The organism is Variovorax sp. MSC1_012, assembly GCF_023667525.1.
In the GTDB taxonomy this organism is placed as follows: Bacteria; Pseudomonadota; Gammaproteobacteria; order Burkholderiales; family Burkholderiaceae_C; genus Variovorax; species Variovorax beijingensis_B.
This window is the reverse complement of the sequence record NZ_CM174443.1, coordinates 231,931-255,252: the sequence shown is the minus strand read 5'-3', so window position 1 is coordinate 255,252 and position 23,322 is coordinate 231,931. Positions and strand designations below refer to the sequence as shown.

Annotated in this window: 22 protein-coding genes; 13 read left to right on the top strand and 9 right to left on the bottom strand. The window is 67.6% G+C overall.

Features of this window, described 5'->3' with window-relative positions; all coding sequences use genetic code 11:
- The first annotated feature begins 9 nt into the window (after positions 1 to 9).
- The 5 genes from L1081_RS01285 (at position 10) to L1081_RS01265 (ending at position 4,969) form a co-directional block, all read left to right on the top strand.
- Positions 10 to 441 (top strand): thioesterase family protein, encoded by a 432-nt coding sequence (locus L1081_RS01285; RefSeq protein ID WP_489414829.1) that lies wholly within the window; start codon positions 10 to 12, stop codon positions 439 to 441.
- 9 nt (positions 442 to 450) lie between these two features.
- The gene (locus L1081_RS01280) at positions 451 to 654 is read left to right on the top strand and encodes a hypothetical protein (protein WP_319427222.1); all 204 of its coding nucleotides are present in this window, start codon (positions 451 to 453) and stop codon (positions 652 to 654) included.
- Between the two features lie 365 nt (positions 655 to 1,019).
- Positions 1,020 to 1,247, top strand: coding sequence for a hypothetical protein (locus L1081_RS01275; RefSeq protein ID WP_489414828.1), 228 nt, complete (start codon positions 1,020 to 1,022; stop codon positions 1,245 to 1,247).
- A 221-nt stretch (positions 1,248 to 1,468) separates the two neighbouring features.
- Positions 1,469 to 4,144: a magnesium-translocating P-type ATPase gene (gene mgtA, locus L1081_RS01270; protein WP_489414827.1), complete on the top strand. Its 2,676-nt coding sequence runs from the start codon at positions 1,469 to 1,471 to the stop codon at positions 4,142 to 4,144.
- Positions 4,145 to 4,252: 108 nt separating this feature from the next.
- Complete coding sequence (locus tag L1081_RS01265) at positions 4,253 to 4,969, top strand: MgtC/SapB family protein (RefSeq protein WP_489414826.1); 717 nt, start codon at positions 4,253 to 4,255, stop codon at positions 4,967 to 4,969.
- A 5-nt stretch (positions 4,970 to 4,974) separates the two neighbouring features.
- Here L1081_RS01265 and L1081_RS01260 read toward each other — a convergent pair whose 3' ends face one another.
- The 4 genes from L1081_RS01260 to xdhC form a co-directional block, all read right to left on the bottom strand.
- Positions 4,975 to 6,417 (bottom strand): aldehyde dehydrogenase family protein, encoded by a 1,443-nt coding sequence (locus tag L1081_RS01260; protein ID WP_489414825.1) that lies wholly within the window; start codon positions 6,415 to 6,417, stop codon positions 4,975 to 4,977.
- A gap of 176 nt (positions 6,418 to 6,593) precedes the next feature.
- On the bottom strand, positions 6,594 to 7,934 hold the full coding sequence (locus tag L1081_RS01255; RefSeq protein ID WP_489414824.1) for a DUF4147 domain-containing protein: 1,341 nt from the start codon (positions 7,932 to 7,934) through the stop codon (positions 6,594 to 6,596).
- A 333-nt stretch (positions 7,935 to 8,267) separates the two neighbouring features.
- Entirely contained in the window at positions 8,268 to 9,473 is a 1,206-nt protein-coding gene (locus L1081_RS01250) for a urate hydroxylase PuuD (protein ID WP_489414823.1), read from the bottom strand.
- A gap of 221 nt (positions 9,474 to 9,694) precedes the next feature.
- Positions 9,695 to 10,501, bottom strand: a complete 807-nt coding sequence (gene xdhC / locus L1081_RS01245) for a xanthine dehydrogenase accessory protein XdhC (RefSeq protein WP_489414822.1) — start codon at positions 10,499 to 10,501, stop codon at positions 9,695 to 9,697.
- A gap of 53 nt (positions 10,502 to 10,554) precedes the next feature.
- Here xdhC and L1081_RS01240 point away from each other — a divergent pair, with 53 nt between their 5' ends.
- Positions 10,555 to 11,055, top strand: a complete 501-nt coding sequence (locus tag L1081_RS01240; protein ID WP_489414821.1) for a hypothetical protein — start codon at positions 10,555 to 10,557, stop codon at positions 11,053 to 11,055.
- A gap of 137 nt (positions 11,056 to 11,192) precedes the next feature.
- Here L1081_RS01240 and uraH read toward each other — a convergent pair whose 3' ends face one another.
- Positions 11,193 to 11,543: a hydroxyisourate hydrolase gene (uraH, locus tag L1081_RS01235; protein ID WP_489414820.1), complete on the bottom strand. Its 351-nt coding sequence runs from the start codon at positions 11,541 to 11,543 to the stop codon at positions 11,193 to 11,195.
- Between the two features lie 90 nt (positions 11,544 to 11,633).
- Between uraH and L1081_RS01230 the strand changes: the two genes are divergently transcribed.
- The 5 genes from L1081_RS01230 to L1081_RS01210 all read left to right on the top strand — a co-directional run bounded on the left by L1081_RS01230 (position 11,634) and on the right by L1081_RS01210 (position 17,307).
- Positions 11,634 to 12,299 (top strand): GntR family transcriptional regulator, encoded by a 666-nt coding sequence (locus L1081_RS01230; protein WP_230537845.1) that lies wholly within the window; start codon positions 11,634 to 11,636, stop codon positions 12,297 to 12,299.
- 7 nt (positions 12,300 to 12,306) lie between these two features.
- Positions 12,307 to 13,278, top strand: a complete 972-nt coding sequence (gene puuE / locus L1081_RS01225) for an allantoinase PuuE (protein WP_489414819.1) — start codon at positions 12,307 to 12,309, stop codon at positions 13,276 to 13,278.
- Positions 13,275 to 15,053 (top strand): 2-oxo-4-hydroxy-4-carboxy-5-ureidoimidazoline decarboxylase, encoded by a 1,779-nt coding sequence (uraD, locus tag L1081_RS01220; protein WP_489414818.1) that lies wholly within the window; start codon positions 13,275 to 13,277, stop codon positions 15,051 to 15,053. The genes puuE and uraD overlap by 4 nt, the downstream gene beginning before the upstream one ends.
- An 11-nt stretch (positions 15,054 to 15,064) precedes the next feature.
- Positions 15,065 to 16,300: an ArgE/DapE family deacylase gene (locus tag L1081_RS01215; protein ID WP_489414817.1), complete on the top strand. Its 1,236-nt coding sequence runs from the start codon at positions 15,065 to 15,067 to the stop codon at positions 16,298 to 16,300.
- Positions 16,301 to 16,392: 92 nt separating this feature from the next.
- Positions 16,393 to 17,307, top strand: a complete 915-nt coding sequence (locus L1081_RS01210; RefSeq protein WP_489414816.1) for an alpha/beta fold hydrolase — start codon at positions 16,393 to 16,395, stop codon at positions 17,305 to 17,307.
- Here L1081_RS01210 and L1081_RS01205 read toward each other — a convergent pair.
- Both L1081_RS01205 and L1081_RS01200 read right to left on the bottom strand, forming a co-directional pair.
- On the bottom strand, positions 17,267 to 18,586 hold the full coding sequence (locus L1081_RS01205; RefSeq protein WP_489414815.1) for an aminotransferase class V-fold PLP-dependent enzyme: 1,320 nt from the start codon (positions 18,584 to 18,586) through the stop codon (positions 17,267 to 17,269). The genes L1081_RS01210 and L1081_RS01205 overlap by 41 nt on opposite strands.
- A 2-nt stretch (positions 18,587 to 18,588) precedes the next feature.
- Positions 18,589 to 19,482: a transporter substrate-binding domain-containing protein gene (locus L1081_RS01200; RefSeq protein ID WP_489414814.1), complete on the bottom strand. Its 894-nt coding sequence runs from the start codon at positions 19,480 to 19,482 to the stop codon at positions 18,589 to 18,591.
- 142 nt (positions 19,483 to 19,624) lie between these two features.
- On the opposite strand from L1081_RS01200, the gene L1081_RS01195 reads away from it, so the two are divergent.
- Together L1081_RS01195 and L1081_RS01190 are read left to right on the top strand one after the other, a co-directional pair.
- Entirely contained in the window at positions 19,625 to 20,545 is a 921-nt protein-coding gene (locus L1081_RS01195) for a LysR substrate-binding domain-containing protein (RefSeq protein ID WP_489416845.1), read from the top strand.
- A complete protein-coding gene (locus tag L1081_RS01190; RefSeq protein ID WP_489414813.1) occupies positions 20,542 to 21,021 on the top strand; it encodes an SET domain-containing protein-lysine N-methyltransferase in 480 nt (159 codons plus the stop codon). Before L1081_RS01195 ends, L1081_RS01190 begins: the two co-directional genes overlap by 4 nt.
- 21 nt (positions 21,022 to 21,042) lie before the next feature.
- Here the strand turns inward: L1081_RS01190 and L1081_RS01185 are convergent, their stop codons facing one another.
- Both L1081_RS01185 and L1081_RS01180 read right to left on the bottom strand, forming a co-directional pair.
- Positions 21,043 to 22,320 carry an FAD-dependent oxidoreductase gene (locus L1081_RS01185; RefSeq protein ID WP_489414812.1) on the bottom strand — a complete coding sequence of 426 codons (1,278 nt, stop codon included), beginning with the start codon at positions 22,318 to 22,320 and terminating at the stop codon, positions 21,043 to 21,045.
- A gap of 50 nt (positions 22,321 to 22,370) precedes the next feature.
- On the bottom strand, positions 22,371 to 23,237 hold the full coding sequence (locus tag L1081_RS01180; protein ID WP_489414811.1) for a GNAT family N-acetyltransferase: 867 nt from the start codon (positions 23,235 to 23,237) through the stop codon (positions 22,371 to 22,373).
- Positions 23,238 to 23,322 lie beyond the last annotated feature (85 nt).

Here is a 23,322-nt window from a genome sequence, read left to right as displayed (position 1 = left end):
AATGAATTGATGAGCAACAGCAAAGAAATCACCTACACCGCGCGCGTCGAGTTCGGCGACTGCGATCCCGCCGGCATCGTCTGGTTTCCCAACTTCTTCCGCTGGATCGATGCGGCATCGCGCCACTTCTTCGCAGAGTGCGGCGTGCCGCGCTGGGAAGAAACGGCGCGCACGCTGGGCGTGATCGGCACGCCGCTGGTCGACACGCACACGCGCTTCATCAAGGCCGCGAGCTACGGCGACACGCTGCAGATCGCGGTGCGCGTCACCGAGTGGCGCGACAAGAGCTTCGTGCAGACCTACCGCGTACTGCGCGGCGACGAGCTGATCCTCGAATGCGAGGAGGTGCGCATCTTCGCGGCAAGGCGCGAAGGCGGCGGCATCCGCGCGGTGCCCATTCCACCCGCGATCCGCGCGCTCTGCGACGAGGCCACGTCTTAGAATGGCCCGATGAACTGGCGCACTCTTCTTCCGCTCGCTTTGCTCGTCACCGGCTGCTCCGTACCTCCCAACCAGGTGGTGCCCTTCCGCGAAGGCGTGCTGCGCGCACCCACGTATACGCAGGCCACCGACCATTGCAGCGCCAAGGGCCAGACGCCGCGCTGGGTCGGCAAGGCACCCGCGGAATCCGGCGTCCTGTTCCAGTGCTACTGAGCTTCGCGGCGGCCCCTTGCGGGCGCGCTGCAGCGCGGCGCGATAGCCCTGCGCAGTGCCGAGCCAATGGGTTGACGACCCTATGACGCAGTGCAACAATCCCATATCTTTACTTCGGAGCCTCGTGCGTGGACAGTGCCAGTTGGATCAGTGACAAGACGCGTGCTTTGGCAGGCGTGACACACCCGGCTCCGTAGCGCAGGCTTCTTGCGCGCCGCGGCCAGTGTGCCCGCAGCGTGCGACCCCCTTGCCTCCTTTGGCAAGCGGCTCTCCCCCTTCCAGATCCCGTTGTTTTCGTCGCTGACTTTTTCAGTCAGCTTGGTGGTCTCATGCCACGAGGCCCTTCATCGCGAAGGAGCCTTGCCATGCGTCAGTTTCATTCCTGCCAGCAACGGCAACAACAGCAGCAACAACCATCGTCGCCGCAGGCGCAGCCGCGCGCTCGCGGCGCCTCGGCGCATGCCCAGGGCCATGCGGCCGCAGCGCCGGCCATCGACGAGACGCTGGACCAGGCGGCGGCGCTCTGGACCACGCGGCGCATCCGCAGCTTCTTCCTGCTGCTCGACCGGAACGCCGGTCCGAAGCAGCGCTGAGCCGGCCGCCGCGCAGCACCGCAACCGCATCATCTTCATCGCAGGAGGCCACCATGGACCCCGCCCCTCGCTTGCGCCGCAGCGCGCCCCACTCTTTGCTTGATTCGATGCCATTTGCTTTCATCACAACCCGGCGCGCCGCGCCGCGGAGGATCCCTGCCCGCTGATTGACGAGGCGGCCGGTTCCCTCCTTCGCGGCCCGCGCCCGAAGGAGAAGAACCATGATCCGCCGCGAACACCTGCCGCGCGCCGCACGGCCGCGCATCGCCCCGGCCGCCGCCGGCACCTCCCCAGACATCTCGAAGGCACTGCAGGCCGCGTCGCGCACCGATGCCGGCGCGGTGCTCCTCGAACTCCACAGCTCGCCGCAGGGCCTGAGCGAAATCCAGGCGCAAGCGCTGCGCAAGCAGTTCGGCAGCAACGAGGTGCGCCACGACCAGCCGCCGCCATGGTGGGTGCACCTGTGGCAGTGCTACCGCAATCCCTTCAACCTGCTGCTGACGGCGCTGGCGCTGATCTCCTGGATCACGGAAGACATGAAGGCCGCGCTCGTGATCGGCAGCATGGTGGGGCTGTCGACCGTGCTGCGCTTTCTGCAGGAGTCGCGCTCCAGCAAGGCGGCCGAGCGGCTCAAGGCCATGGTGAGCAACACGGCCACAGTGCTGCGGCCCGCCCCCGGCGCCGTGGGCGCGCTGCGCATCGAAGTGCCGATGCGCGAGCTGGTACCGGGCGACGTGATCGCGCTCTCGGCCGGCGACATGATCCCGGCCGACTGCCGGCTGCTCGCCGCCAAGGACCTGTTCATCAGCCAGTCGGCGCTGACGGGCGAGGCGATGCCCGTGGAGAAGTTCTGCATCGACCACGGCGGCCCCGAAGCCGGCGTGCTCGAGCGCGAGAACCTGCTCTTCATGGGCACCAGCGTGGTCAGCGGCACCGCCACCGCGCTCATCGTGCACACAGGCAATCGCACCTTCTTCGGCGCGCTGGCGCAGCGCGTGACCGCCGCCGACCAGGGCACCAGCGCGTTCCAGGCCGGCATCAACCGCGTGAGCTGGGTGCTGATCCGCTTCATGCTGGTGATGGCGCCGCTGGTGCTGGTGATCAACGGCGTGGCCAAGGGCGACTGGTGGGAGGCGGCGCTGTTCGCGCTGTCGATCGCGGTGGGCCTCACGCCCGAGATGCTGCCGATGATCGTGACCGCCACGCTGGCCAAGGGCGCGGTCGTGATGTCGCGCCGGAAGGTGATCGTGAAGCGGCTGGAGGCCATCCACAACTTCGGCGCCATGGACGTGCTGTGCACCGACAAGACCGGCACGCTGACGCAGGACCGCATCGTGCTGGAGCGTCACACCAACGCCTGGGGCGAAGCCTCGGACCATGTGCTGCAGATGGCCTACCTGAACAGCTTTCACCAGACGGGCCTCAAGAACCTGCTCGACAAGGCCGTGCTGAACCATGCCGAAATGCAGCTGGAGACGCGGCTGCAGACGGCCTGGCGCAAGATCGACGAAGTGCCCTTCGACTTCGCGCGCCGCCGCATGTCGGTGGTCGTGGAGAACGGCGGCAGCGAGCACCTGCTGGTCTGCAAGGGCGCGCTGGAAGAGATTCTCTCGGTCTGCACCTCGGTCGAGCGCGGCGACGAGGTGCTGCCGCTCGACGCCGATCTGCTCGCACGCATCCATGGCATCGCGTCGGAGCTCAACACCCAGGGCCTGCGCGTGGTGGCCGTGGCCAGCCGCGTGCTGGCCGCCGGGGCGCAGCGTCAGGCCCAGGTGGCCTACGGCGTGGCCGACGAAACGGCGCTCACGCTGCTGGGCTACGTCGCCTTTCTCGATCCGCCGAAGGAATCGACCGCGCCCGCGCTGCGCGCACTGGCCGAGCACGGCGTGGCGGTGAAGGTGCTGACGGGCGACAACGAGCTGGTGGCGCGCAAGGTCTGCGGCGACGTGGGCATCGAGGCCGGCCGCGTCGTGCCGGGCCGCGAGATCGACGGGCTGGACGACGCCGGCCTGCGCACGCTGGTCGAGCGGCACCAGGTGTTCGCCAAGCTCACGCCCGCGCACAAGGAGCGCATCGTGCGTGCGCTGCATGCGAACGGGCACGTGGTGGGCTTCATGGGCGACGGCATCAACGATGCGCCCGCGCTGCGTGCGGCCGACATCGGCATCTCGGTGGACGGCGCGGTGGACGTGGCCAAGGAATCGGCGGACATCATCCTGCTCGAGAAGAGCCTCATGGTGCTGGAGCAGGGCGTGGTGGAAGGCCGCCGCACCTTCGCCAACATGCTGAAGTACATCAAGCTCACCGCGAGCTCGAATTTCGGCAACGTGTTCTCGGTGCTGGTGGCGAGCGCATTCCTGCCCTTCCTGCCGATGCTGCCGCTGCATCTGCTGGTGCAGAACCTGCTGTACGACGTGTCGCAGATCGCGATTCCGTTCGACAACGTGGACGCCGAGTTCCTGCACAAGCCGCAGAGCTGGAACCCGGCCGAGCTGGGCCGCTTCATGCTGTTCTTCGGGCCGCTGAGCTCGGTGTTCGACATCCTGACCTACGCCGTGATGTGGTTTGCCTTTTCGGCCAATACGGTGGCGCACCAGGCGTTGTTCCAGTCGGGCTGGTTCGTGGAGGGGCTGCTGTCGCAGACGCTGATCGTGCACCTGATCCGCACCCGCAAGATCCCGTTCCTGCAAAGCCGCGCGGCCTGGCCGCTGCTGGCAATGGGCGCGGCGATTGCCGCGGCGGGCATCTGGCTGCCGATGGGGCGGCTCGCGCACTACTTCAGGCTGCAGGCGCTCCCGCTGGCCTACTTTCCGTGGCTGGCCGCGATGCTGGCGGGCTATGCGGCGCTCACGCAGGCGGTCAAGGGGTGGTATGCGCGGCGGTTCGGGTGGCAATGATGTTTTGGCGCCGCTGTTCGGGGCGCGTGCACAGGCCACCGGTACTGCTCTACACATCAATGACACCCCCAACCCGCAAACTGCTGCGAATACCGAAGGACACCCCGGATGCAAGCCATTCAAAACTTCAACCTTCTCTCGCTGCTGGACACCTTCGTCAGCGTGGCTGTCGCCTTCGCGCTCGGCTCGCTGATCGGCCTGGAGCGCCAGATCCGGCAGCGCGCCGCGGGGCTGCGCACCAACACGCTCGTGGCGGTGGGGGCGGCGGTGTTCGTCGACATGGCGAACCGGCTGCATGGCCACGATGGGGCCGTGCATGTGGCGGCCTACGTGGTGTCGGGTATCGGCTTTCTGGGGGCGGGCGCGATCATGAAAGAGGGCACCAACATCACGGGCCTGAACACGGCGGCCACGCTGTGGGGATCGGCGGCGGTAGGCGCCTGCGCGGGCGCCGACCTGATCGGTGAAGCGGCGATTGCGGCGCTGTTCGTGCTGGCCAGCAACACGCTGCTGCTGCCGGTGGTCAACCGCATCAACCGGCGTCCGATCAAGGAAGAATCGAGCGAAGCCACCTACACCGTGCGGGTGATCTGCTCGCGCGCAGCGCGGCCCGAGGTGATGGACCAGTTGCTGCTCCTGCTCGAAGCCGCGAACTACCCGGTGCGCGATGTCGACCAGCACGCCTTCGGGCCCGCCGACACGGAGATCGAGGCCACGCTGTACGCCACCGCGGTCGAGCCGCAGGAGCTCGACCAGGTGATTGCGGACCTCGAGGCGCTGGACGGCGTCCAGCAAGCCTTCTGGAACGCCAGTGCAGACGACTGAGCCGCCTACACGCTCATGATCGATACGGCCTTGGTGTTCAGGTAGGCCTCGAGCGCCTCCGGGCCGCCTTCCGAGCCGTAGCCCGAATCCTTCACGCCGCCGAAGGGCATCTCGGGCGAAGGCGCGGCGGGCTGGTTGATCCACAGCATGCCGAGTTCGAGCTTCTGGCTCAGCAGGTGCGCGTTCTTGATCGACCGGGTGAAGGCGTAGCCGGCCAAGCCGAACGGCAGGCGGTTGGCTTCGGCAATCGCTTCTTCCAGCGTGTCGAAGCCGCGGATCGCTGCGATCGGGCCGAAGGGCTCGTTGTTGAAGACGTCGGCATCGAGCGGCACGTCGGTCAGCACGGTGGGCGCGAAGAAGTTGCCGGTGTCGCCGACGCGCTCGCCGCCGGCCGCCACGGTGGCGCCCTTCTTGCGCGCATCTTCCAGCACGTGGGCCATGGCCGTGAGGCGGCGCGCATTGGCGAGCGGGCCGAGGGTCGTGCCTTCGGCCAGGCCGTCGCCGAGCTTCAGGCCTTCGGTGTACTTGACCAGCGTGCGGGCGAATTCCTCGCGCAGGCTGTTGTGCACCAGGAAGCGGGTCGGCGAGATGCAGACCTGGCCCGCGTTGCGGAACTTGGCGGCGCCCGCGGCCTTCACCGCCAGCGCCACGTCGGCGTCCTCTGCCACGATGACCGGTGCGTGGCCGCCCAGCTCCATGGTGACGCGCTTCATGTGCGAGCCGGCCAGCGCGGCCAGCTGCTTGCCGACCGGGGTGGAACCCGTGAAGGTGACCTTGCGGATGATCGGATGCGAGATCAGGTAGTTCGAGATTTCGGCCGGGTTGCCGAACACCAGGCCCACGGTGCCGGGCGGAATGCCGGCATCGACGAAAGCCTGCAGCAGCGCGGCGGGCGAAGCCGGGGTTTCTTCGGGCGCCTTCACCAGGAACGAGCAGCCGGTGGCCAGCGCGGCGCCGAGCTTGCGCACGATCTGGTTGATGGGGAAGTTCCAGGGCGTGAAGGCGGCGACCGGGCCCAGCGGCTCCTTGATCACCAGCTGCTGCGCATTCAGGTTGCGCGAAGGCACGATGCGGCCGTAGACGCGGCGGCCTTCGTCGGCGAACCATTCGATGATGTCGGCGGCAGCCAGCGTCTCGCCCTTGGCCTCGGCCAGCGGCTTGCCCTGCTCCTGGGTCAGCAGCCTGGCGATCTCCGGGGCGCGTTCGCGGATCAGGCCGGCGGCGCGGCGCATGACGGCGGCGCGCTCGTTGGCGGGCGTGTTGCGCCAGGTCTCGAAGCCGCGCTGGGCGGCGGCCAGGGCGCGGTCGAGGTCGGCGATGCTGGCATGCGCCACCTTGCCGATGGCCTTGCCCGTGGCCGGGTTCACGACGTCCAGCGTCTTGCCGCCGGCGGCGTCGACCCATTCGTTGTCGATCAGCAGGCGGGTGTCGGTGTAGGTGGCGGTCATGGCGAACTTTTCCTTCGAGGACTGGATGATGAAAAGGGGAAATCTGGGTGCGCGGCGCGGCACCCGGAAGGTGCGCTTGCGACACCGGCGGCAAATTGCCGCCGGGTGCATAGATTAACCCGAGTTCGCGAAGCCCGCCGGCGCCGGGAAACCGGCCCCTTTTGCCGTTGCAGCCGCTACAGGATCAGCAGCGCCCGGAAGTCGTTGACGTTGGTGTTGGTAGGGCCGGTCACGAACAGGTCGCCGATGGCGTCGAAGAAGCCGTAGGCGTCGTTGCGGTCCAGGTGGTCCGGCAGTTTCTTTCCTGCGGCCGTGGCGCGCGCCAGCGTGTCGGGCGTGACGAAGGCGCCGGCGTTGTCTTCCACGCCGTCGATGCCGTCGGTGTCGGCGGCCAGCGCCCAGACCTGCGGCTGGCCCATGAGGGCGCCGGCCAGGCCCATGCACAGTTCGCCGGCGCGCCCGCCCCGCCCCTTGGCCTGGCCGGGCTGGCGCGGGCGGATCGTGACCGTGGTCTCGCCGCCCGAAAGAATCACGCAGGGCCGCGCGAACGGCTGGCCGCGGTGCGCCACGGCGCGTGCCAGCGCGGCATGCACCTTGCCGACTTCACGCGATTCGCCTTCGATCTCGTCGCTGAGGATGTGCGCCTCGATGCCAGCCTCCCGTGCCGCCCTGGCCGCTGCTTCGAGCGACTGCTGCGGCGTGGCGATCAGGTGGACTTCATGGCCCTTGAAGACCGCATCGTCGGGCTTCGGGGTTTCGAGCTCGCCGCTCTCGAGCTGCGCGCGCACCGGCGCCGGCAGCTCGATGCCGTAGCGGTCGAGGATGGCGAGCGCGTCGGCGCAGGTGGTGGCGTCGGGCACCGTCGGGCCGCTCGCGATGACGGCCGGATCGTCGCCCGGCACGTCGCTGATGGTGAGCGTGACCACGCGCGCCGGCGCGCAGGCCGCGGCCAGCCGCCCGCCCTTGATGCGCGAGAGGTGCTTGCGCACGCAGTTCATCTCGCCGATGCCGGCGCCGCTGTCGAGCAGCTGCTTGTTGATGCGCTGCTTGTCGGCCAGCGTGAGGCCTTCGGCCGGCAGCACCAGCAGCGAGGAACCGCCGCCCGAGATCAGGCACAGCACGAGGTCATCGGCCGTGAGGCCTTGCGCGAGCGCGAGGATGCGCTCGGCTGCCTGCTGCCCGGCCGCATCGGGCACCGGATGCGCGGCCTCGACGAGCTCGATGCGCTGCGGCACGCCCTCGGGGCGCGGCGGAATGTGGTCGTAGCGCGTGACGACCAGGCCCGACAGCGGCGCATCGGCCGGCCACAGGGCCTCGAGCGCCTGCACCATCGAGCCGCCGGCCTTGCCGGCGCCCAGCACCAGCGTGCGGCCCTTGGGCGGCTTGGGCAGATGCGCGCCCAGCGTGGACAGCGGCAGCGCACGGTCCACTGCCACGCGGTAGAGATGTTCGAGGAAGGCGCGCGGTGCTTCGCGCGGATCGGGTGCGGGGCCGAAGGAAGGGTTCGATGCGGTCATGGCTTGCTTTGTCTCCATCCGGCAATTGTGCGGCGAACGGCGGGCCGCTCTCTTGACCGCGGTCTATCTAGGGCCTGTTAACGCCATGGAAGGGGATCGCGTTGCTTCGCCAAGGGGCTGGATGCAAGGCGCCCGGGCGCAGCAAGGCTTTGGCCTTGCAAGCGCGGGCAACGCCGCAGACGGCCCCTTGGCGAAGCAACCCGCAGGGAAGCTCGCCACAGCCCGCCCCTCGGCGTTGCGCTCCTTGTGCGTGCGGACGCACGCACGGCGTCACGCGCCTTGATGGGCGGGCCGTGGCGAGCTTCGCGACCCCTTCCATGGCGCTAACAGGCCCTAGTTGGTCTTGGCGCCGGCCTGGAACCAGCGGCCGATCAATGCGCGCTCTTCGTCGGTCATGCCGGTCGCGTTGTTCATCGGCATGATCTTCGTCACCACCACCTGCTGGTAGATGGCCTGCGCATGCGCCGCCACCTGGTCGGGCGTGTCGACGCGCACGTTCTTCATCTGCACGGCCTCGCCGTGGCACATGAAGCAGCGCTGTTCGAGCACCTTCTGCACGTCCTTGAATGCCACGGCGGGCGCCGCTGCCGAGGCGACTGGCGCTGCCACCGGCTCGGGCTTCATCCAGACGATGGTGAGCCCCAGCACCACGATGCCGATCAGCGCATAGGGCAGCGGATTGCCCGCGTTGCCGAGCTTGAAGCGGTGCCGCACCACGAAGAACTGCCGGATCGCCGCGCCGCCCAGCATGATGAGAAGCAGCACGATCCAGTTGTACTCGTGCGTGTAGGTGAAGCTGTAGTGGTTGCTCAGCATCGCGAACAGCACCGGCAGCGTGAAGTAGGTGTTGTGCACGCTGCGCTGCTTGCCGCGCTGCCCGTGCACCGGGTCGACCGGCCGGCCTTCGCGCAATGCCTGCACGTTCTTACGCTGTCCCGGAATGATCCAGAAGAACACGTTGCCGCTCATCGTGGTGGCCATCATCGCGCCCACCAGCAAAAAGGCCGCGCGGCCCGCGAACCACTGGCAAGCGAGCCAGGTCGCGAACACGATGAAGAGCGCGATCAGCACGCCCACGATGGTGTCGCCGTTCTTGCGGCGGCCGAAGATCTGGCAGATCCCGTCGTAGACCATCCAGAACACCACGAAGAAGGCCAGCGCCACGCCAATGGCGGCGCCGGGCTGCCAGTCCATCTTCGACTTGTCGATCAGGTAGGTGCTGGCGTTCCACAGGTACGACATGGTGAACAGCGCAAAGCCCGTGAGCCAGGTGCTGTAGCTCTCCCAGTACGACCAGTGCAGGTGGTCCGGCAGCCTCTTGGGCGCCAGCGCGTACTTCTGCATGTTGTAGAAGCCGCCGCCGTGCACGGCCCACTGCTCGCCGCCCACGCCCTTGTCGAGCGACTCGGGGTCCTGCGGCTTCTCGAGGCTGTTGTCCAGCATCACGAAGTAGAAGGAGGCGCCGATCCAGGCGATGGCGGTGATGACGTGGACCCAGCGCAGCAGCAGGTTGGCCCAGTCGAGGTAATAGCTTTCCATGTGGTGCTCTCTCTCAACCCCGCCGGCGCGTGGGGGCGTCGCGAAGGGGTTTCTTCAGCCTGCTCACCACTGCGGGCGCTGTAAGCAGAGAAAGTGCCGCGAACGCAGGCTCCATGAAATGGGCCTCGCTCCGCTGCGGCTTGTTGTGGACCGAAAGTGTATACAGTTTTGGCAAGTGGCGGGATGCTTTTTTGAAGGCGTCGCCGCCGGGAAAACCCTGTTCAGCCCAGTGATTGCAACAACTGTGCCGCCACCGCGACGGCGATCACCTCGGGCTCCTTGCCGGTGATGCCGGGCACGCCGATCGGGCAGGTGATGCGCGCCAGTTCGTCGGGCCCGAAGCCGCGCACCTCGAGCCGGTGGCTGAAGGTCGCCCACTTGGTCTTGCTGCCGATCAGGCCGATGTAGGGCAGGTCGCCATGCGTGCGCAGGCGCTTGAGGCAGGCGATGACGATGTCCAGGTCTTCGGCGTGGCTGAAGCTCATGATCAGCACGCGGCTGCCCGGCGCGAGTCCGGCCACGGCGTCCTGCACGGGCTCGGAATGCTCGGTTTCGATCTGCGCCGGCAGCGCATCGGGAAACACGCCGTCGCGGCTGTCGATCCAGCGCACCGAAAACGGCAGGGTGGCCAGCAGCCGCGCGAGCGCGGCGCCCACGTGGCCGCCGCCGAACAGCGCCACGGGCTGGAGTTGTGCGACCAGTTCGCGCTGCAGCTCTGGCACATCGGCCGCCGTGATGCGCCGGTAAGAGAGAAGCATCACGCCGCCGCAGCACTGGCCCAGGCTCGGGCCGAGCGGGTAGCGCTCGATGCCGTCGATCGCGCGCCGCCCCGCGAGCAGTTCGCGCGCTTCCTGCGTTGCCTGGAACTCGAGCTGCCCGCCGCCGATGGTGCCCGTGAGCCCTTCGGCCCACACCGCCATCCAGGTGCCCGCCTCGCGCGGCGCCGAGCCCTGCGTGGATTCGACGCGCACCAGCACCGCGTCTTCGCGGGCCAGGCGCGCCAGCAGCTGATCGACCAAGCCGTTCATTCTCGATACCTTCGGTTGCGGGGGTGCGCGTGACTCACTGTATAAACCCGGCGATGAACCGTCAGCTTACGCCGCGCCACCTCGCCCTCCTGGCCTCTTCCCTCTGCGCCCTCTGGATCGCCGGATGCGGCACCACCGGTTCGGTGCCCGGCCAGCTGAGCGGGGCCACGGCCGACCGCAGCGCCAGCGGCCCCGCGCCGCGCGCGTCGAACGCGGCCACCGCGCGCGACTACCGCCGCGATGCCGCGCGCCACATCTACGAGATCAACCGCTCGCGCATCTACGGCGGCCAGCTGCCGCCGCTGCTCTATGCGGTGGGCACGCTGCAGGTGAACCTCGATGCCGGCGGCAAGGTGGTGTCGATGCACTGGATGCGCGCCCCCAAGCATGCGCCCGAGGTCATCGCCGAAATCGAACGCGCCGTGCTGCAGGCCGCGCCCTTCCCCGCCGCCACCCGCCTCGGCCCGGTCACCTGGACTGACACCTGGCTGTGGGACAAGAGCGGGCGCTTCCAGCTCGATACGCTGACGGAAGGTCAGCAGCAGGGGGATTAGGCTCACCCCCAGTCTTCGCGCACTTCGTGTCGCTTCGCCAATCCCCTCGCCGGGGGCAACACCAGCGGCCCGGCAAAGCCGGTTCCGCGGTGTTCCACGAAAAGACATCAGTCGCCACATGAGAACGCGACCGGCGATCACGACCCGCGGTAGGTCGAGTAGCTCCACGGGCTCACGAGCAGCGGCACGTGGTAGTGCTGGTCGGTGTGCGCCACGCCGAAGTCCAGCGACACCTTGTTGAGGAAATTCGGCTCGGGCAGCGTGACGCCGCGCGCCTTGAAGTAGCCCGCCACGTCGAACACCAGCCGGTAGGTGCCGACCTCGAGCGAGTGGTTGTCGTAGAGCGGCGCGTCGCTGCGGCCGTCCGAATTCAGCGTGAAGCGCTTCACCAGCGTGGCGTCGTCGCCTTGGGTGGTGTACAGCGCCACCTCCATGCCGGCCGCGGGGCCGCCGTGCATCGTGTCCAGTACGTGAGTGCTCAAGCCCATGGGGCGCTCCTTCGAAGGTCGATCAGCTGCGGGAAATTCCGGTGGACAAAAGTGTATACAGTTACCGCCTTTGGGTCTATCATGAAAAACATGGAGTCCTCCACCACCCGTTCGATCGTCGACGCGCTCACCAAGGCGATCGTCGACCACCGGCTGCAGCCCGGCACCAAGCTGGCCGAGCAGAAGCTGGCCGACCACTTCGGCGTGTCGCGCACGCTGGTGCGCCAGGCGCTGTTCCAGCTCTCGCAGAACAAGCTCATCCGCCTGGAGCCCGCGCGCGGCGCCTTCGTGGCAGCGCCGGCCGTCGACGAGGCCAGGCAGGTGTTCGCGGTGCGCCGCATGCTCGAGGCCGAGATGACGCGCGAGTTCGTGCGTACCGTCACGCCGGCCAAGATCAAGGCGCTCAAGGAGCACGTGGCGCTCGAAAAATCCGCGGTGTCGGGCGAGGACATCTCGGGCCGCACCGAGCTGCTCGGCGACTTCCACGTGCGCATGGCCGAGCTCATGGGCAACCAGGTGCTGGCGCAGATCCTCGGCGAGCTGATCTCGCGCTGCGCCCTCATCACGCTCATGTACCAGAGCACCAGCGCCGCCGAGCACTCCAATGACGAGCACGCCGACATCGTGAAGGCGCTGGCCGCGCGAGACGAGGAGCGCGCCGTGCGCCTCATGACCGAACACCTGGAACACGTCGAGGCCAACCTGACCTTCGATCGCAAGGTGCCGACCAACGACATCTCTTTGGCGCTGTCCTGAAAAGCCTATGACCGTCTACGACACCACCCTGCCCTACCCGCGCGACCTCGTCGGCTACGGCCGCAACCCGCCGCATGCCCAGTGGCCGGGTGGCGCGCGCATCGCGGTGCAGTTCGTCCTCAACTACGAAGAGGGCGGCGAAAACGCCACGCTGCATGGCGACGCGGGCTCGGAGCAGTTCCTTTCCGAGATGTTCAATCCGGCGAGCTTCCCGGACCGGCACATCAGCATGGAAGGCATCTACGAATACGGCTCGCGCGCGGGCGTCTGGCGCATCCTGCGCGAGTTCGAGAAGCGCGGCCTGCCGCTCACCGTGTTCGGCGTCGGCATGGCGCTCGAGCGCTACCCCGAGCTGGCCGCGGCCTTCAAGGAACTCGGCCACGAGATCGCCTGCCACGGCTGGCGCTGGATCCACTACCAGAACCTCGACGAGGCCACCGAGCGCGAGCACATGCGCCTGGGCATGGAAGCCATCGAAAAGCTCACGGGCGAGCGCGCCCTGGGCTGGTACACCGGCCGCGACAGCCCGCGCACGCGCCGCCTCGTGGCCGACTACGGCGGCTTCGAATACGACAGCGACTACTACGGCGACGACCTGCCCTTCTGGATGAAGGTGCAGAAGACCGACGGCACCGTGGTGCCGCAGCTCATCGTGCCCTACACACTCGACTGCAACGACATGCGCTTTGCGCTGCCGCAGGGCTACTCGCACGCCGATCCCTTCTTCCAGTACATGAAGGACAGCTTCGACGCGCTCTATGCCGAAGGCGACCCGCAAGGCGACAACAGCCCCAAGATGATGAGCATCGGCATGCACTGCCGCCTGCTCGGGCGGCCCGGCCGCATCACCGCGCTGCAGCGCTTTCTCGATCACATCGGCCAGCACGAGGACGTGTGGGTCTGCCGGCGCGTGGACATCGCGCGCCACTGGAAGCAGGCCTATCCCTTCGAACCGGCCGCCACAGGAGACCCGTCATGAGCCTGACCCTCGACCAACTGAACGCAGCAGCGCCGGGCGATGCCCTGGCACTGCTCGACGGCACCTACGAACATTCGCCGTGGATCGCCGAGCGCGCGCTCGCGGCGCGCCCGTTCCGCTCGCTCGCGCACCTGAAACATGCGCTCGTGCGGGCGGTGGCCGCGGCCTCGGCCGACGAAAAGCTGGGGCTGATCCGCGCCCACCCCGAGCTCGCGGGCAAGGCCATGGTCAGCAAGACGCTCACGGCCGAATCGACCCATGAGCAGGGCAAGGCCGGCCTCACCGACTGCACGCCCGAAGAGTTCGCAAAAATCCAGCAGCTCAATGCCGACTACAACGCGAAGTTCGGCTTTCCGTTCATCCTGGCGGTGCGCGGGCCGCGCGGCACGGGGCTTTCGAAGCGCGAGATCATCGACACCTTCGAGCGCCGGCTGCACCATCACCCGGACTTCGAGCTTGGCGAGGCGCTGCGCAACATCCACCGCATCGCCGAGATCCGGCTCGACGACAAGTTCGGCGCCGACGTCTCTCTCGGCAACGACGTGTGGGACTGGCAGGAAGCACTCTCGGTGCACACCGACCCGGGCTACGCCGAGAAGGGCCAGCTCACCGTCACCTACCTGACCGATGCGCACCGCGCCTGCGCCGCGCAAATTTCCGGCCTGATGCGCGATTGCGGCTTCGACTCGGTGCATATCGATGCGGTCGGTAACGTGGTCGGCCGTTACGAAGGCGCCACGCCCGATGCAAGGGCACTGCTCACCGGCTCGCACTACGACACCGTGCGCAACGGCGGCAAGTACGACGGCCGACTGGGCATCTTCGTGGCCGTAGCCTGCGTGCGCGAACTCAAGCGCCAGGGCCGGCGCCTGCCGTTCGCATTCGAGGTGGTGGGCTTTGCCGAAGAGGAAGGCCAGCGCTACAAGGCCACTTTCCTCGGATCGGGCGCGCTCATCGGCCACTTCGACCAGCGCTGGCTCGACCAGAAGGACGCCGACGGCATCACGATGCGCGAGGCCATGCGGCACGCGGGCCTGAAGGAAGAAGAAATTCCCAAGATCCAGCGCGACCCGGCGCGCTACCTCGGCTTCGTCGAGGTGCACATCGAGCAGGGCCCGGTACTCACAGAGCTCGACATTCCCCTGGGCATCGTCACCTCCATCAACGGCGGCGTGCGCTACGTGGGCGAGATGATCGGCATGGCCAGCCATGCCGGCACCACGCCGATGGGCCGTCGCCGCGATGCTGCCGCCGCCGTGGCCGAGCTGATCCTCTTCGCCGAGCAGCGCGCGGCGAAGGACGGCGACTCCGTGGCCACCGTGGGCATGCTCGAAGTGCCGAGCGGCTCGATCAACGTGGTGCCCGGGCGCTGCAAATTCAGCCTGGACATCCGCGCACCCAACGATCCGCAGCGCGACGCCGTGGTGCGCGACGTGCTGGCCGCGCTGCAGGAGATTGCCGATCGCCGCGGCGTGCGCTTCGTCATCGAGGAGGCCATGCGTGCAGCCGCCGCGCCCAGCGCCCCCGAATGGCAGCAGCGCTGGGAAAAGGCGGTGGAATCGCTCGGCGTGCCGCTCTTTCGCATGCCCAGCGGCGCCGGCCACGACGCGATGAAGCTGCACGAGGTGATGCCGCAGGCCATGCTCTTCGTGCGCGGCATCAACTCGGGCATCAGCCACAACCCGCTCGAATCGAGCACCAACGACGACATCCAGCTCGCAGTGCAGGCCTTCCAGTTGCTGCTGGACAACCTCGCCGCCGAACAAGCCCACTGAAAAGAAAACACATGACCGACTACGCCAAGCTCGACGCCTGGATCGACGCGCACTTCGACGAGGAAGTGCAGTTCCTGCAGCAACTGGTGCAGGTGCCCACCGACACCCCGCCCGGCAACAACGCGCCGCATGCCGAGCGCACGGCCGAGCTGCTCAAGGACTTCGGCCTGGAGGCCGAGAAGCACGCCGTGCCCGCGCAGGAGGTGAAGGACTACGGGCTCGAATCGATCACCAACCTGATCGTGCGCCGCAAGTACGGCAAGGAAGGCGACGGTGGCCGCACCGTCGCCCTCAATGCCCACGGCGACGTGGTGCCCCCGGGCGAAGGCTGGACGCACGACCCGTACGGCGGCGAGATTGCCGACGGCAGCCTCTACGGCCGCGCGGCCGCCGTGAGCAAGAGCGACTTCGCGAGCTTCACCTTCGCGCTGCGCGCGCTCGAGGCCGTGGCCAGGCCCGCCAGGGGCAGCGTCGAGCTGCACTTCACCTACGACGAGGAATTCGGCGGCATCCTCGGCCCGGGCTGGCTGCTCAAGCAGGGCCTGACCAAGCCTGACCTGATGATCGCGGCCGGCTTCAGCTACGAAGTGGTCACCGCCCACAACGGCTGCCTGCAGATGGAAGTGACGGTGCACGGCAAGATGGCGCACGCGGCCATTCCCACCACCGGCGTCGATGCGCTGCAGGGCGCCGTGAAGATCCTCAATGCGCTCTATGCGCAGAACACGCTCTACCAGCAGGTGACGTCGAAGGTCGAGGGCATCACGCACCCGTATCTCAACGTCGGCCGCATCGAAGGCGGCACCAACACCAACGTGGTGCCCGGCAAGGTGGTGTTCAAGCTCGACCGCCGCATGATCCCCGAGGAGAACCCGGTCGAGGTCGAAGCCACGATCCGCAAGGTGATCGCCGATGCGGCCGCGGAAAGCACCGGCATCACGGTGGAGATCAGGCGCCTGCTGCTGGCCAATTCGATGAAGCCGCTGGCCGGCAACAAGCCGCTGGTCGATGCGATCCAGAAGCACGGCCAGGAAGTCTTCGGCGAACCGATCAAGGCCATGGGCACGCCGCTCTACACCGACGTGCGGCTCTATGGCGAAGCCGGCATTCCAGGCGTGATCTATGGGGCCGGCCCGCGCACCGTGCTCGAATCGCACGCCAAGCGCAGCGACGAGCGCGTGGTGCTCGAAGACCTGCGGCGCGCCACCAAGGTGATCGCGCGCACGCTGAGCGACCTGCTGGCCTGATCGGACGCAGCGCCCGCGTTGCGTGCGTCCGACGCCGCGCATCAGTCGGCGCCTACAAACGCCTTCGCGCCCCGGCGCGCAGCATGGGCTGCATGACCGAACGCAGTTCCACGCCCACCCTCACGGCCGATGCCCATGCGGTCGCCCATCGCTTCGTCGACCTCGACGGGATGCAGATCTTCTACCGCGAAGCCGGCCCGCGCGACGCGCCGGTGCTGCTGCTGCCGCACGGCTATCCGTGCTCGTCATTCCAGTACCGCCGGCTCATGCCCGCGCTGGCGGACCGGTGGCGCCTGGTGGCACCGGACTACCCGGGCTTCGGCCTCAGCGATACGCCGCCCGCCAAGGCCTTCGGCTTCGACTTCGATGCCTATGCGGGCTTTCTCGAAGCCTTCTGCGGCAAGCTGGGCCTCGACCGGTACGCGCTCTACCTGCACGACTACGGTTCGCAGATCGGTCTGCGCCTGGCCATCCGGCACCCCGGGCGCGTGTCCGCGCTGATCATCCAGAACGGCGACATCTACGAAGACACGCTCGGGCCCAAGTACCACGCCATCCAGGCGTTTTGGCGCGATCCGTCCGCCAGCAACCGGGCAGTGCTCGAAGAGGCAGTGAGCGAAGAAGGTTTTCGCGCCGAGTTCGTCGGCGAGGTTTCCGGAGCCCAGGCGGCGCAGATCCCACCCGATCTGTGGAAGCTTCATTGGCCGTTGATGAACACGCCGCAGCGCCGCGCGCTCGCGCTCAAGCTGATGGAAGGCCTGAAGCAGAACCTCGAATGGTTCCCGCGCTACCAGGCCTACCTGCGCGAACGCCAGCCGCCCGCACTCATCGTCTGGGGACCGAACGACGGCTACATGCCAGAGGCCTCCGCGCGCGCCTACCTGCGCGACCTTCCGGAGGCCGAACTGGTGCTGACCGACGGCGGCCACTGGCTGCTGGAGACGCACCTCGCGCAGGTGGTGCCGATCATCCGGCGCTTCCTGTCCGCGGCCCATTCGCCGCGCTGAGGGCAATCTCCCGCGTCACGCGCAGGAACTTCTCCATGTCGGCCGCCGAGTGGCAGTGCAGCGGCGAAACCCGCACGGTGCCTTCGAGGCCGAAGGAATCGAGCATGCGCTTCGAGTAGATGCTGCTCGCCACCCGCTCGTAGACCGTCACGCCGCGCAAGCCGTACTCGACCACCGCCTGCGTGCAGTCCAGGTGCGCGAAGCCGATGCCGATGATCAGGTCGCGCTTCGTCAGGTCCGGATGGTCGAGGAACACCTTCACGCCTTCGATGCTGCGCAGGCCCGCGGCGCCGCCGCTTCCGTCCAGCAGCGCCGACAGCAGCGCCCGCTCGTGCAGCTCGATGTGCGTGATGCCGGCCTCGAACAGGGCGCGGCGCCCGCTGGCATCGGTGAAATGGCCGCCGAGCCAGCACACGTAGTCGACGATTTCGGTGAGCACGGCAAACTGCCACGGCGCGGAGCTGCCCAGGTCCCAGAAGTCAGGCTTCTTGCCCGCGAGCTTGTGGTGCGGCAGCTGCGCCGCGCGGTCCGACACCCATGACAGGCCCGAGCCGCGGCAGCCGAAGAACTTGTAGGGCGCCATGTTGATGCCGTCCACCGGCGTCTTCTGCAGGTCGATCAGGCCGTGCGGCGCATGCTGCACGGCGTCCACCACGATGTAGAGATCGGGCTTGATCTCGCGCGCGCGCCGCACGATCTGCTCCAGGTCGAGCTTGGCGCCCGAGATGTTCGAGGCATGGATCACGTTGAGCAGGCAGGTGTTCTCGTCCACCAGCCGCACGATCTCGTCGGCATCGACGCCGCCGGTCTCTCGATTGCTCCTGGCCACCCGCAGCTCGCGGCCGGACTTGCCGGCATAGAGGCTCATCGCATCGAAGGACGAGGGATGCTCGAGCACCGTGGTGACCATGTTGGTGCCCGGCACGTTCTCGGCCACCGCGCGCACCATGTCGAACATCGCGCCCGATGCCGTCAGCGACGCGTAGACACTGCCGCCCTGCGCGTTGAGGATGGTGCGCACGTCGTCGGTGCCCCGGGCCTGGATCTGCTGCAGCTCGACGGCGGTGGCATGGATGCGCTCGGCGTTGTCGGGAATGGCATCGACCTGCGCGAAGCGCTCGGCCGCGGCCTTGAGCCGGAACGAGCCGCCCGCGTTGTCGAAATAGAGGCGCTCGCGCCCGTGGTGGTCGTGGTCGACGTTGAGAAAGCGCTGCTTCACCTCGCGCATCAGCGCATCGGAGAACGCCAGCCCGTTGGCGTGCTGTGTGGTTGCCGGCATTCTCAGACGCCCTTGTTGTTCGGGTTCCTGTAGGCCTCGCGCACCGCGTCGGACATCGGGAAGTTGAGGTTCACGTTGCGCGGCGGGATGGGCGACATGAACCACTTCGCATAGAGCTTGTCGATGGCGCCCGACTTCATCATCTCGGTCACTGCCTGGTCGACGATCGCCTTGAACTCGGGGTCGTCCTTGCGCATCATGATGCCGTAGGGTTCCTGGCGCAGCACGTCCTTCAGCAGCTTGTAGTCGGAGGCGTTGGGCTGGTTGGCGATGAGGCCGGCCAGCTGCACGTCGTCCAGCACGTAGGCCACCGCGCGGTCGCTCGCGAGCAGCAGGAAGGCATCGGCCGTGTCCTTGCCCGCGATTTCCTGCACCTCGATGTTCTCGGTCTTGCGGAAGCCGCGCAGCAGCTGCATCGAGGTGCTGCCGGCCACGGTGGCCACGGCCTTGCCCTGCAGGTCGGCGATCGAATTGATGCCCGAGTTCTTCTTCACCGCGGCCGTGATGTTGGTGACGAAATGGCTCGGCGCGAAGTCGACCTGCTGCTGGCGCTGCACCGTGTTGGTGGTGGTCGCGCAGTCGAGGTCGACCGTGCCGTTCTGCACCAGCGGAATGCGGTTGGTCGAATTGAGCAGCGTGTAGCGCACCTCGATCTTCTGCATGCCGAGCCTGGCCTTGATGGCGTCCACCACCTTCAGGCAGATCTCGTTGGTGAAGCCGATGGGCGCGCTCTCGCCGCCGGTCTTGTAGGAGAACGGGATCTGCGTGTCGCGGCTGCCGATCTGCACCGTGCCCGTTTCCTTGATCTTGCGCAGCGTGGGGCTCTCCTGCGCGGCCGCGGCGCCGCAGAGCAGCGCAATGCTGGCGCCGAATGCGAGGGACAGTTTGAAGTTCATGGAATGTTCCTTTGAAGATGAGGCAGGAAGTACGCGGGACTGCACGGGGCGAATCTTCGGCGTGCCATCAAATTTCCAAAAGCGATTTTTTGTGATTGAATAAGATGAATAAAAGTATTCGATCCAAGAGGCGTGCACCGTGATGACCTTCAAGCAGCTCGAGGCCCTGTACTGGATCGCCAAGCTCGGCGGCTTCGCGCAGGCGGCCAACCAGCTGCATACCTCCCAGTCGGCCGTGTCCAAGCGGGTGCATGAACTCGAGCTGCTGTTCGACACCGAGCTGTTCGACCGCAGCCAGCGCACCGCGCGGCTCACTGAAAAGGGCGAGGAGATGTTCGTGCTCGCGTCCCGGCTGCTCGAGCAGCGCGATGCCGCGGTCGAGCAATTCAGCAAGCCCGGCGTGGTGGAGCGGCGGCTGCGCATCGGCGTGACAGAGCTCACGGCCATGACATGGCTGCCGCGGCTGGTGGGCCTGATCCAGCGGCACTACCCCAAGGTCATCCTCGAGCCCGACGTGGACGACAGCCTGCAGCTGCGCGACAAGCTGCTGGCCGACGAGCTCGACCTGGTGATCGTGCCCGACACCTTTGCCGATTCGCGCATGCAGAGCAAGGCCATCGGCAAGGTGCAAAGCGCCTGGATGTGCAAGCCCGGCGTGATTGCCGCCACCGGCACCGTGCGGCTGCACGAGCTCGCGCGCCACCGCATGCTGGTGCAGGGCAAGAACTCGGGCACGGGGCGCGCCTACGACGCCTGGATGAAGGACCAGGGCGTGCAGCCCGCCGACACCATCGTGGTGAGCAACCTCGTGGCGCTGACCGGGCTCACGGTGTCGGGCCTGGGCGTGAGCTACCTTCCGCGCCGCTGCCTGGACCCGCTGGTTTCGGCCGGCATGCTCGCGGTGATCGACGTGGTACCCGCGCTGCCGGTGGTGCGCTACGTGGCCATGCACAAGGGCGAGCACCGCAGCGCGCTGACCTCCTCCATCGTGATGCTGGCGCAGGAATGCTGCGATTTCACCCGCATGTTCCAGGCGCAGCAGGACGAAGAGCCTGCAGAATGAGCGGCATGAAACCCCGCAAGCAAACCTCCTCCACGCCTTACATCCGGGTCGGTCCCAGCGGCGTGCACGGACTCGGCGCCTTCGCGACGCGCGACCTGCCCGCCGAGGCCTTCCTCGGCCTCTACGAAGGCCGCCGCTACACGCAGCAGGAGATCGCCGCAAGGACGTGGAACGACCAGCTCACCTACCTGTTCACGCTCTCCAACCACGAGACCATCGACGGCGCCAAGGGCGGCAACGGCACGCGCCACCTGAACCATGCCTGCGACCCCAACTGCGAAGCCGTCGAGGAGTACGACGAGGCGGGCGAGCTGATGCTGAAGTTCCAGACCCTGGTTCCCGTGGATGCCGGCGACGAGCTGTTCATCGACTACTCGCTGACCGCGGACGACGGCTCGACCGCCGAGAAATACCCCTGCCGTTGCGGCTCGCCCAACTGCCGCGGAACGATGCTGTCCCCGGCCGAGGCCGACTGACCGCCGGGCCGCCGAGGGTATTCAGCGCACCAGGTCCTGGAAGCGGTAGTAGGCGCCAACGATGGGAAGAAACCATGGCTTGCCGAAATGGCCTGGAATCGCCGGCCAGTCGAAGTCCCGCCATGGGTTCAGGTCGGCGCGGCCATCCAGCACCTCCGCCATGATCGCGCCCATATAGGTCGACATGTGGGTTCCGTGCCCGCTGTAGCCCATGGAATAGAAAAGGCCATTGCGCTCCCCGGCGCGCGGCAGGCGGTCGCGGGTCATGTCGACCATGCCGCCCCAGCAGTAGTCGATGCGGGTATCCCGGAGCTCGGGGAAGACCTGCACGAGCGATCGCTGCAGGATGGCACCGCTCTTCATGTCCGACTTGGGGTTGGTCGCCGCGAAACGCGCGCGGCCGCCGAACAACAGGCGGTTGTCCGGCGTGACGCGGAAGTAGGTGACGAAGTTCTTCGTGTCCGTGGTCATCCGGCGCCGCGGCGTCAGCCGGTCGAGCACTTCGACCGGCAGCGGCTCGGTCACGATGATGAATGCACCCACCGGCACGATGCGGCGGCGGAACCAGGCCAGTGGCCCCACGGCCGAGGTACCGGTCGCAAGCAGGACCTGCCTGGCGCGGAGGCTGCCGCCTGGCGTTTCGACCTGATGCACCGAGCCTGCCTGGCGCTTGAGGCCGATGACGGGCGTGTTCTCGTGGATGCGCACGCCGCGCTTTGCCGCCGCGACGGCAAGGCCGTGGCCATAACGGCCTACGTGCATGCCTGCGCTCTTGCCGAAGACCAGGCCGCCAAAATACTGGTCCGTGCCGATCTCGCTGCGCAGTTCCGCCCGCGTCACCATGTGGGTGTCCGGATCGCATTCCTTCGCCATCAGCGCCTGCGAGCGCGCCAGCTTGTCGTAGTGCTCCGGCTTGGCCGCGAGCTTGAGCTTGCCGACGCGCTTGAAATCGCAATCGATGCCCTCCTCCGCGATCAGCGACTCCACCTTGCAGACGCCCGCATCGAAGGCGCGATAGAGCATGTTGGCGCGCTCCCGCCCGAGCCTCGCCGACAGCGCGCAGTAGTCCTGTGCGAAGCCGTTGTTGCACATGCCACCGTTGCGGCCGGAAGCAGCGCTGGCCACGGTTGCGGCATCGAACACCGCAACGCTTGCGCCTTTCTTCGCCAGTGCGATGGCCGCGGACAGGCCGGTAAAGCCTGCGCCGACCACCGCGACATCGACCTCGCCGTGGGGCGCCTCCGCCTGCCCACCGGTGAATCTGGGCGAGGTATCGAGCCAGTAGGGCATCAGCTTCATAGATGAGTTTCCATCGTCCCGGGGACGTATTGATGTGAGGAGTCGTCGCGTCAGCCGAACGACTGGTTGGAAAGGGCAAACAGGCGCGCGCCCGCACCTCCATCTGCATCGGCGTCGATCGCCCGCGCGTGGACGCCGCGCACCATGGGCACTGCATGGCCGACGCAGGGCAGCCCCATGGCGGTCAGCCACGCAGACAGGCCACTGCCCTCGGTCACGTCGATGCGCAGGAACCGGCCACGGGCCCAGTCGGCGAGTGCGGCGATGAGATCCATTGCATCGGCAGCGCCGCCTGCACCCGACGCAACCACCGGGCCGATCACCACGCCATGCCCGAATTCCCTTGCGCAGGCGTAGGCCGACAGACCGGCGCCGTGATCGATGACCATTGCCGTTCCGGCCGCGAACAAGGCATCCAGTAATGCAGTGCGGTCCATTCCCGTGGCAGCGCGGTCCAGCCGGCGCACGCTCTCGCCGTCTGCTGCCTGCATGGGGCGCACGCCCGCCGGTGGTGCGGCAAGCGCGGCTCCCGGCGGCAGCACCGCCTGATGCTGGAACACCTGCCCGCGGGCGACGAACCCGAGCCGCGCATAGAGCGGGAGCCCTTCGCGGGTGGCGTTCAGGAACACCGTGCGGTGGCGCGCCTCGTCGAGCAGCTTTCCCATCAACGCACGCCCCAGGCCCCGCCCCTGCATGCCCGGGTCGACGATGACCATGCCCACCGAGGCATGGCTCTCGCCATAGGGCCACCACATCGCCGTCGCGACCAGACGGCCATCGACTTCCGCTGCAAAGCCACGGCCGAGATCGAAGGCGAAGCGCCAGTCGGCCTCGCGGTAAGGCCATCCCAGCCCGGAAGACTGCCTGGCCGCGTCCGGCAAATGATCGGCGCGAAGCGCGGTCAGGTGCGGCGCCATGGTGTCCGCGGGTCGAACCTGGAAAGGGATGGGAAGCTTTGACATCTGAGGCCTGTGCGCGGGGGCTGATGGTGGGCCCATGCTA

Bases quoted from the DNA above. Each gene is read 5' to 3' on its own strand.
- L1081_RS01285 (WP_489414829.1), top strand. From the start codon at position 10: ATGAGCAACAGCAAAGAAATCACCTACACCGCGCGCGTCGAGTTCGGC.
- L1081_RS01280 (WP_319427222.1), top strand. From the start codon at position 451: ATGAACTGGCGCACTCTTCTTCCGCTCGCTTTGCTCGTCACCGGCTGC.
- L1081_RS01275 (WP_489414828.1), top strand. From the start codon at position 1,020: ATGCGTCAGTTTCATTCCTGCCAGCAACGGCAACAACAGCAGCAACAA.
- mgtA (WP_489414827.1), top strand. From the start codon at position 1,469: ATGATCCGCCGCGAACACCTGCCGCGCGCCGCACGGCCGCGCATCGCC.
- L1081_RS01265 (WP_489414826.1), top strand. From the start codon at position 4,253: ATGCAAGCCATTCAAAACTTCAACCTTCTCTCGCTGCTGGACACCTTC.
- L1081_RS01260 (WP_489414825.1), bottom strand. From the start codon at position 6,417: ATGACCGCCACCTACACCGACACCCGCCTGCTGATCGACAACGAATGG.
- L1081_RS01255 (WP_489414824.1), bottom strand. From the start codon at position 7,934: ATGACCGCATCGAACCCTTCCTTCGGCCCCGCACCCGATCCGCGCGAA.
- L1081_RS01250 (WP_489414823.1), bottom strand. From the start codon at position 9,473: ATGGAAAGCTATTACCTCGACTGGGCCAACCTGCTGCTGCGCTGGGTC.
- xdhC (WP_489414822.1), bottom strand. From the start codon at position 10,501: ATGAACGGCTTGGTCGATCAGCTGCTGGCGCGCCTGGCCCGCGAAGAC.
- L1081_RS01240 (WP_489414821.1), top strand. From the start codon at position 10,555: ATGAACCGTCAGCTTACGCCGCGCCACCTCGCCCTCCTGGCCTCTTCC.
- uraH (WP_489414820.1), bottom strand. From the start codon at position 11,543: ATGGGCTTGAGCACTCACGTACTGGACACGATGCACGGCGGCCCCGCG.
- L1081_RS01230 (WP_230537845.1), top strand. From the start codon at position 11,634: ATGGAGTCCTCCACCACCCGTTCGATCGTCGACGCGCTCACCAAGGCG.
- puuE (WP_489414819.1), top strand. From the start codon at position 12,307: ATGACCGTCTACGACACCACCCTGCCCTACCCGCGCGACCTCGTCGGC.
- uraD (WP_489414818.1), top strand. From the start codon at position 13,275: ATGAGCCTGACCCTCGACCAACTGAACGCAGCAGCGCCGGGCGATGCC.
- L1081_RS01215 (WP_489414817.1), top strand. From the start codon at position 15,065: ATGACCGACTACGCCAAGCTCGACGCCTGGATCGACGCGCACTTCGAC.
- L1081_RS01210 (WP_489414816.1), top strand. From the start codon at position 16,393: ATGACCGAACGCAGTTCCACGCCCACCCTCACGGCCGATGCCCATGCG.
- L1081_RS01205 (WP_489414815.1), bottom strand. From the start codon at position 18,586: ATGCCGGCAACCACACAGCACGCCAACGGGCTGGCGTTCTCCGATGCG.
- L1081_RS01200 (WP_489414814.1), bottom strand. From the start codon at position 19,482: ATGAACTTCAAACTGTCCCTCGCATTCGGCGCCAGCATTGCGCTGCTC.
- L1081_RS01195 (WP_489416845.1), top strand. From the start codon at position 19,625: ATGACCTTCAAGCAGCTCGAGGCCCTGTACTGGATCGCCAAGCTCGGC.
- L1081_RS01190 (WP_489414813.1), top strand. From the start codon at position 20,542: ATGAGCGGCATGAAACCCCGCAAGCAAACCTCCTCCACGCCTTACATC.
- L1081_RS01185 (WP_489414812.1), bottom strand. From the start codon at position 22,320: ATGAAGCTGATGCCCTACTGGCTCGATACCTCGCCCAGATTCACCGGT.
- L1081_RS01180 (WP_489414811.1), bottom strand. From the start codon at position 23,237: ATGGCGCCGCACCTGACCGCGCTTCGCGCCGATCATTTGCCGGACGCG.